The 8,179-nt window shown below is 72.8% G+C and carries 6 protein-coding genes; 4 read left to right on the top strand and 2 right to left on the bottom strand.

Annotation, left to right across the window (positions count from 1 at the left end):
- Window positions 1-123: 123 nt before the first annotated feature.
- Together ACFV4N_RS19075 and ACFV4N_RS19070 are read right to left on the bottom strand one after the other, a co-directional pair.
- A complete protein-coding gene (locus ACFV4N_RS19075) occupies window positions 124-957 on the bottom strand; it encodes a LacI family DNA-binding transcriptional regulator (protein ID WP_499673870.1) in 834 nt (277 codons plus the stop codon).
- The gene (locus tag ACFV4N_RS19070; protein WP_499673869.1) at window positions 954-3,398 is read right to left on the bottom strand and encodes a glycoside hydrolase family 2 protein; all 2,445 of its coding nucleotides are present in this window, start codon (window positions 3,396-3,398) and stop codon (window positions 954-956) included. Before ACFV4N_RS19070 ends, ACFV4N_RS19075 begins: the two co-directional genes overlap by 4 nt.
- Before the next feature lie 121 nt (window positions 3,399-3,519).
- On the opposite strand from ACFV4N_RS19070, the gene ACFV4N_RS19065 reads away from it, so the two are divergent.
- The 4 genes from ACFV4N_RS19065 to ACFV4N_RS19050 all read left to right on the top strand — a co-directional run bounded on the left by ACFV4N_RS19065 (window position 3,520) and on the right by ACFV4N_RS19050 (window position 7,981).
- A complete protein-coding gene (locus ACFV4N_RS19065; RefSeq protein ID WP_499673868.1) occupies window positions 3,520-5,637 on the top strand; it encodes an alpha-galactosidase in 2,118 nt (705 codons plus the stop codon).
- A gap of 185 nt (window positions 5,638-5,822) precedes the next feature.
- Window positions 5,823-6,587 carry a lytic polysaccharide monooxygenase gene (locus ACFV4N_RS19060; protein ID WP_499673867.1) on the top strand — a complete coding sequence of 255 codons (765 nt, stop codon included), beginning with the start codon at window positions 5,823-5,825 and terminating at the stop codon, window positions 6,585-6,587.
- A 164-nt stretch (window positions 6,588-6,751) separates the two neighbouring features.
- Complete coding sequence (locus tag ACFV4N_RS19055) at window positions 6,752-7,507, top strand: ESX secretion-associated protein EspG (RefSeq protein ID WP_499673866.1); 756 nt, start codon at window positions 6,752-6,754, stop codon at window positions 7,505-7,507.
- Window positions 7,508-7,597: 90 nt separating this feature from the next.
- The gene (locus ACFV4N_RS19050) at window positions 7,598-7,981 is read left to right on the top strand and encodes a hypothetical protein (RefSeq protein ID WP_499673865.1); all 384 of its coding nucleotides are present in this window, start codon (window positions 7,598-7,600) and stop codon (window positions 7,979-7,981) included.
- The last annotated feature ends 198 nt before the right edge of the window (window positions 7,982-8,179 follow it).

Raw genomic sequence — 8,179 nt, 5'->3', positions numbered from 1 at the left:
GTGGGCCGGGCGCCGCGGGGGGGTATTTTTTACGGGGTCCGCCCCCCCCCTGCGCCACCCCCGGGCGCGGGGCCGGGGGGGGGGGGTCGCCACCCCCGCCCGCCGGTCCTCGGCCACCCGGGCTCAGTCGATCGCGGCGGTGCTCTCGCGCGGCACCAGCGCGGGCGTCGGCGACCAGCGCTCGGCCACCGGCCCGCCCGCGACCAGCTCCAGCACGGACTCCGCCACGGTCACGCCGAACTGGTGCACGTCCACGCTCATCGTGGTGAGCGCGGGCGAGGCCAGCCGGCACAGCGACGAGTCGTCCCACGCCACCAGGCTCAGCCGCCCCGGCACCGGCACGCCCAGCTCCTTGGCGACGGACAGGCCGGCCACCGCCATCACGTCGTTGTCGTACAGGATCGCGGTGGGCGGCTCGTCGGCGCCGAGCAGCGCCGCGGTCAGCTTCGCGCCGGACTCCTCGGAGTAGTCGCCCTCCAGCACCACCGGCTCGACGCCGGCCTTCGCGCACCCCTCCAGCAGGGCCGCCGTGCGGGCGCGGGTGTGCAGCAGGGTCTCCGGGCCGCTGACCCGCGCGATGCGCCGGTGGCCCAGCTCCAGCAGGTACGCCAGGGCCTCGCGCACCGGTCCCGCGTCGTCCGTGCGGACCGCGGGCACGGCCAGCTCGTCCGGCTCGCCCACGTACAGCGCGGGCAGCCCCAGCTCCCGCAGCACCGCGGGCCGGTGGTCGTCCGCGGTCCGGTTGACCACCACGACCGCGTCCACCACCGAGCCGGCCGCCCACCTGCGGTAGGCGGCGATCTCGGCGTCCTCGGCGCCCACCACGTGCAGCAGGACGGAGCGGTCGTCCTCGGCCAGCCGCTCCTCGATGCCCGCGATGAACTCCATGAAGAACGGCTCCACGCCCAGCAGCCGCGCGGGGCGGGCCAGGACGAGGCCCACGGAGCCGGTGCTCACGCCCGCACCGCGCACAGCGAGTTGGCCGAGCGCAGCACCAGCGGACCGGTCAGCTCGGCCGGGTCGACCGACGCGGCGGTGCGCACCAGGAACGAGTGGGCCTCGCCCGCGGCGAGCGTGATCAGGGCGTCGTCCGCCTCGGCGTCCTCGGCGACCCGGTCGGCCAGCACGGCGACGTCCCTGGCGAAGGAGTGCGCGGTCACGTCCACGCGGTAGCCGCCCTCCACCCGGTGGACCCGGGCGGTCAGCGGCTCCGGGTCGTAGGCCAGCTCCAGGTCCTCCCGGAACAGGTGCGCGGTGCGCGCGTCGGCCGTCCTCGCCACCAGCACCTCCCCCTTCGGGTCGCCGGGCGCCAGCAGCTCGTCCGCGAGCGCCAGCACCGCCACCGACCGCGCCGGCACGTCGAGCGGGAGTTTAGCCGCCGCCAGCTCCTCGCCCGCGAAGGTCTGCCGGCTGAGCGCGACCTCGCCGGTCCAGGGCTCGTCGGTGTCGTTGACCGCGACGAGCGCGTCCCGGCCGTCGCGCGGCTGGACGGTGAGCAGGCGCGGCGCGAAGGCGTGCCGCAGCGAGTAGTACAGCGGCTTGGGGCGCTCCTCGCCGTCGACCGCGGCCCACGAGGTGACCGGCCAGCAGTCGTTGAGCTGCCAGACCAGCGCCCCCGCCGTGCGCGGCCAGTGCGAGCGGAAGTGCTCGACGCCGAACGCGACCGCGCGGGCCTGGTTGAGCTGGGTCGCCCAGTGCCAGTCCTCGAACGCCCCGGGCGCGGGCAGGTGCGGCGCGAGGCCGCGGTCGAGCTTGCCGTTGCCGTCCTCGGCCTTCTGGTGCAGCAGGAACGCGGGCGAGGTCGGCGTCATCGGCTCGTCGTGCACCCACTTGGTGAGCGTCGCCCACGTGGGCGGGCCCTGGAAGCCGAACTCCGAGCAGAAGCGCGGCGCGAAGTCGCGGTACCGCACGTAGTCCTGGCGGTTCCAGACCTCCCACTCGTGGCGCGTGCCGTGGGTCTCCTCGTTGGGGTGCAGCTCGCCGGGGCTGTACGGGCTGCCGGGCGAGTAGGGCCGGGTCGGGTCCAGCTCGGCCACGACGCGCGGCAGCAGGTCGGTGTAGTACCCGAGGCCCCAGGTGCGGCCCTGGAGCTGCTCGGCCCACCCCCAGTCGGCGAAGCCCCACAGGTTCTCGTTGTTGCCGTTCCACAGCGCCAGGGACGGGTGCGGGGTCAGGCGGGCGACGTTGTCGCGGGCCTCGGCCTCGACCTCCTCCCACAGCGGGGACTCCTCGGCGTAGGCGGCGCAGGCGAACAGGAAGTCCTGCCACACCAGGACGCCGCGCTCGTCGCACACGTCGTAGAAGTCGTCCGACTCGTAGATCCCGCCGCCCCAGATGCGGAGCATGTTCATGTTGGCCGCCACGGCCTGGTCGACGCGGCGCTCCAGCCGCTCGCGGGTGACCCGGGTCAGGAAGTGGTCGTCCGGGATCCAGTTGGCGCCCTTGGCGAAGATCGGCTTGCCGTTGACCACGAACGTGAAGGGGCTGCCGATGTCGTCCGGCTCGGTGTCCACCTCGACGGTGCGGAACCCGATGCGGTGGCTCCTGGCGTCCACGTCCTCGTCGCCGGCCCGGAGGACGACCTCCAGGTCGTACAGCGGCTGCGCGCCGTGGCCCACGGGCCACCACAGCCGCGCGTCGGGCACCTCGACGGTGACCACGGCGGCGTCGCCCCCCACCGGCACGCGCCGCTCCACGCCGGCGACGGTCGCGACCGCGGTCAGGTCGGCGTCGTCACGCGCGCGGTCCACCTCGACGTGCACCTCGACCCGGCCGGTCCCGTCGGCGTCCACGGTGACCAGCGGGCGGACCCCCGCGAGCCGGGCCGCCGACCAGCGCTCCAGCCGCACGGGCTTCCAGATGCCCGCGGTCTGGAGGTCGGGGCCCCAGTCCCAGCCGAAGGAGCAGGCCATCTTGCGGACGGCGTTCATCGGGTGCGGGTACACGCGGGCGCGTTCGCCCAGCGCCTCGTCCTGCTCCTCGGCGTGGGCGAGGGCGGAGCGGAAGGTGACGACCAGGTCGTTGAGGCCGTCGCGCAGGTGCTCCCGCACGTCGAAGCGGTAGGAGCGGAACATGTTGGCGGTGTGGCCGAGGACGGCGCCGTTCAGCTCGACCGTGGCCACGGTGTCCAGGCCGTCGAAGGCCAGCTCCACCCTCTCGCCGGGCTCCGCCGCCTCGGTCTCGAAGGTCAGCGCGTACCGCCAGTCGACGCGGTGCATCCAGGCCAGTCCGGTCTCGTTCGAGTCGAGGTAGGGCTCCGGGATGAGGCCCGCCGCCAGGAGGTCCAGGTGGGTGCTGCCGGGCACCTCGGCCGGGACGTCGGCGATCTCGACGCCCTCGGGGACGGGACCGCCTACCGCACTCAATCGCCACCCGTCGTGGAGGGTACTGCGGATCATCGTTCCTCTTTTCGGCGGCGGCGGCGTGGGTTCTGCCTTATGAACACCTAGGGTATGGCGATTCTTACGCCAGCAACTAAAGTAAGTCAACGAACTTCACCGCCAGAGAGGAAGACCACAAGTGGCAGACGTGACTCACCTGCGCGAGGCGGGTGTCAGCCTGGTGCTCGACTTCTCCGGGGGCGCGCTGCCCCGGGTCCGGCACTGGGGCGCCGACCTGGGGGACCTGTCCTCGACGGAGGTGGAGGCATTGCTGGTGGCGCAGGTGCCCCACCCCGTCGGGTACGCCGTGGACGGCTCGGTCGACGTGGCCGTGCTGCCGGAGCAGTCGGCGGGGTGGCTGGGCACGCCCGGCGTCGTCGGCAACCGGGCGGGGCGGGACTTCTCCACCGCGTTCCGGGTCGCCTCGGTGGACGGGCCGGTGGTGCGGGCGGTGGACGACGTGGCCGGGCTCGCGCTGGAGCTGGTCGTGGAGCTGACGCCGGCCGGGCTGGTGCGGCAGCGGGCGACGCTGACCAACACCGGCTCGGGGCCGTTCTCCGTGGACGCGGTGAACCTGACGCTGCCCGTGCCCGCCGAGGCCGTGGAGCTGCTGGACTTCACCGGGCGGTGGACGCGGGAGCGCAGCCCGCAGCGCACGGCGTTCACCCAGGGCCTGCGGGTGCGGGAGAACCGGACCGGCCGCACCGGCTACGACTCGGCCTACCTGCTCGCGGCGGGCACGGCCGGGTTCGGCAACCGGTCGGGCGAGGTGTGGGCGGTGCACACGGCCTGGTCGGGCAACCACCGCACGTTCGCCGAGCGGACCTTCCACGCGGTGTCGCTGCTGGGCTCGGGCGAGCTGCTGCTGTCCGGCGAGGTCGTGCTGGAGCCCGGCGAGTCCTACACCTCGCCGTGGCAGTACGGGTCGTGGGGCGTTGGGCTGGACGAGGTGTCCGCGCGGTTCCACCGCCACCTGCGCGCCCGCCCGCACCACCCGTCCTCGCCGCGCCCGGTCGTGGTGAACACGTGGGAGGCGGTCTACTTCGACCACGACCTGACCCGGCTCAAGGCCCTGGCCGACGCCGCCGCCTCGGTGGGCGCGGAGCGCTTCGTGCTGGACGACGGCTGGTTCGGCTCGCGGCGGGACGACAAGCGCGGCCTGGGCGACTGGTACGTCTCGGACGAGGTGTGGCCGGACGGGCTGGGACCGCTCACCGACCACGTGACGGGCCTGGGGATGCAGTTCGGCCTGTGGGTCGAGCCGGAGATGGTCAACCCCGACTCCGACCTGGCCCGCGCCCACCCGGACTGGATCATGGCGACGGGCGGGCGGCTGCCGCGCGAGGCGCGGTCGCAGCAGGTGCTGGACCTGGCCAGGCCCGAGGCGTTCGCCCACGTCCTGGAGCGCCTGGACGACCTGCTGACCACCTACCCGATCTCGTACCTGAAGTGGGACCACAACCGGGACCTGGTCGAGGCCGGGCACCGCCCCACCGGCCGCGCCGGCGTGCACGGGCAGACCCTGGCGGTCTACCGCCTGCTGGACGAGCTGCGGCGGCGGCACCCCGGCGTGGAGGTCGAGTCCTGCTCCTCGGGCGGCGGCCGGGTCGACCTGGAGGTCCTGGAGCGCACCGACCGCGTCTGGGTGTCGGACTGCATCGACGCCCTGGAGCGGCAGTCCATGCAGCGCTGGACCAACGCGCTGATCCCGCTGGAGCTGATGGGCACCCACGTCGGCTCGGGCACCTCGCACACCACCCACCGGCGGCACCCGGTCGACTTCCGCGCCGGCACCGCCCTGTTCGGGCACTTCGGCATCGAGTGGGACCTCACGGCGGCGTCGCCCGAGGACCTGGCGCGGCTGCGCGACTGGGTCGCGCTCTACAAGGAGTTGCGCCCCCTGCTCCACACGGGGGTCTCGGTGCACGGCGACCACCCGGACCCCGCGGTCGAGGTGCACGGCGTGGTCGCCGAGGACGGCGCGGACGCGGTGTTCGCCGTCGTCTCCCTCGCCACCTCGGCCTCCTACCCGACCGGCGCGGTGCGGCTGCCGGGCCTGGACCCCGACCGCCGCTACCGGCTGCGCCCGCTGCCGCCGGGCGACCACCCCGACGGCAACGCGCACAACTGGGGCGTCCCGCTGCCGTGGTGGGAGGGGGGCGTGACCCTGCCCGGCCGGGTGCTGGGCACCGCCGGCGTGCAGGCGCCGGTGCTCTACCCCGAACGCCTGGTCCTGTTGCGGGCCAAGGCAGTCTGATCGGAGCGAGCCGTTCGGCGGAGCCGCCGCCGGGTCCTTGACCTCGGTGGCGGCTCCTCTTATGGTCTAGACCACATGACCGGTCGTCGCGGCCCTGCCCGCGGCGCCCGACGTGATCCGGCCGCCGCGGATCCGGACCCCACCGAGGGAAACCCCCTCGCAGGTTCCTCCGAAGGAGCTGGACCATGAGCTTGAAGCGCAAACTCGCGGCGGCCCTCGCGGGCGTGGCCGCCGCACCGCTCATCGTGGTGGCGACGGCGGGCACGGCCTCCGCGCACGGTTACATCACCTCGCCGCCCAGCCGGCAGGCGGTGTGCGCCGCCGGCCGGGTCGCCAACTGCGGCGACATCATCTACGAGCCGCAGAGCGTGGAAGGGCCGAAGGGGCAGCAGAACTGCCACGGCGGCGACGCGCGCTGGGCGCCGCTCAGCGACGACCGGAAGGCGTGGCCCGCCACGCAGGTCGGCGACAACGTCACGTTCAACTGGGCCATCAGCGCCAACCACGCCACCACCACGTGGCAGTACTTCGTGGGCGGCAGCAAGATCGCCGAGTTCAACGACCGCGGCCGCCAGCCGGCGGCGACCGTGCGGCACAACGTGAGCCTGGGCGGTCGCACCGGGCGGCTGAAGGTGCTGGCCGTGTGGAACATCGCGGACACGGCGATGGCGTTCTACGCGTGCGTCGACCTCCAGGTCGGCCCGGGCGGCCCCACCCCGACCACCACCACCACTCCCCCGACCACGACGACCACGACGACCCCGCCGACCACTCCGCCGATCACGACCACGACCACCCCCGCACCGGGCGGCGCGTGGGCGGCGGGCGTCACGTACGCGGCGGGCACGCAGGTCACCTACGGCGGCGCGTCGTACCGGTGCCTCCAGGCGCACACCTCGCTGACCGGGTGGGAGCCGCCGAACACGGCGTCGCTGTGGCAGCGACTGTAGGGCGTTACCGCAAGTAATCGAGTTTTCAGCCGAACGAGTGCCGCACACCGCGAAGGTGTGCGGCATTCGTATTTTTTTGCGCCCGATCACCCCCGAAATATGCGGAGTTTTTTCCGCGCACTGATGTGATCATGGACCGCCGGGGCGAAAGGGGAGAGAACGAGTTGCCCGAGGAGATCGTCTGCTCACCGGCGGAACTGGACGTGGTGGGCGAAGCCATGGACCTGGAGGTCCGGCGTTTCCCGTTCACCATCGGGTACCACGGGTCCACCCGAACCGAACGGGCGAGGCTGGCCGAAAACGTGCGACGCGACCTCGCCGCGCGAGGTTTGACCGAGGGGTCGCGCTTCGCGCCCGAGTTCACCGAATCGGTGCGCCTGCTCGCTCGCGCGCCGCTGACCGTCGCACTGGCCGGGTCGAGTTCGGGCCGCCACGTCGCCGCCCTGGCGACATTCGAGGGACGTTCGGCTTTGCTCGCGGTCCAGGCGGGCGAGAGGATCAGCCTGTGGCGGTGTTCGGCGCAGTCGGCGGTACGAGGCCTGGTCGCCTCCCTGCCGGACCTGCCGGCGGGTCCGGGCGAACCCGTTACGGTGACGGAACCCCCGAAACCCGACGAAGAAGAGGACTTCTCACAATTTCGCGTCACCAGGCGGATGCGCCTCACCCCCACCGCGGAGTCCCTGGTGGCCGAGGTGCTGAGCAGGCCCCGGACGGGCGCGGGCTACTTCGTGGCCGCCGCCCGCGACCGGCGCGGACAGGAGGAGCCGGTGGGTTCGCTGACCTACTTGGACACCGACGTGGGCCGGTACGCGGTGGTGCCCGGGACTGGACCGAGGGGCGAGGCCAGTGCCACCTACCGACCGTGGGACCAGCGGTACGCAGAGGCCCACTTGAGTGGAATTCTTAATGCGTACGAGTGAGAAGCAGAACCGATTGCGGAAGTTCTACGTCTCGACTGGTACACGGCAGTAAGACTGAGCGACGCGTGCTTCAGAGGGGTGGACGCGAGGATGTCGGATCTCTTCCAGGGCTTGACGGGCTTGGGCGCGGCGATCTCCCAGGCCAACAACGCCATGGGTCATGGCTTCACGATAAGCGCGGACGCCGGGGAACCGCTGATCGCCGTGCTCGCGCGCTTCCAGCAGACGGTGGAAAGGTTGCAACACGACCTCGACCGCCTCGCCACCGAGCCACCTTTGGGGACCACGCCTGCGGCGCAGGTCTACAAACCCTTCCTCGCCAGCATCGCGGGTGATCCCGTCCAGGGCAGCAACGCGGTCCTGCGGAACCTCCAAAAAGAACTCGTCCACATGAGCAAGCGAATCCACCAGGCGATGGAACTCTACGCGACCACCGACAGGAACTCCGCGAACGACCTGTCCAAGGTCGAGTGACCCGTCTCCCACCGGCTCTTGAGGCAGGAAGTCGTGCAACCACGAAAAGTACTGGTCGGACAAGCCGCGGCGCTTCTCCTGATCACGGCGTGCGGTGGGCCGGTGGCGGGGGGGGGCGCACCCCCCCCCCCCCCCCCCCCCCGGGCGGGCCCCCCCCGGGGCGGGGTGCCCCCCCCCCCGGACGAACCCCCCCCCCGC

It is taken from the genome of Actinosynnema sp. NPDC059797 (genome assembly GCF_042732085.1).
Classification (GTDB): Bacteria; Actinomycetota; Actinomycetes; order Mycobacteriales; family Pseudonocardiaceae; genus Actinosynnema.
This window is presented reverse-complemented; position numbering and strand designations above follow the sequence as displayed.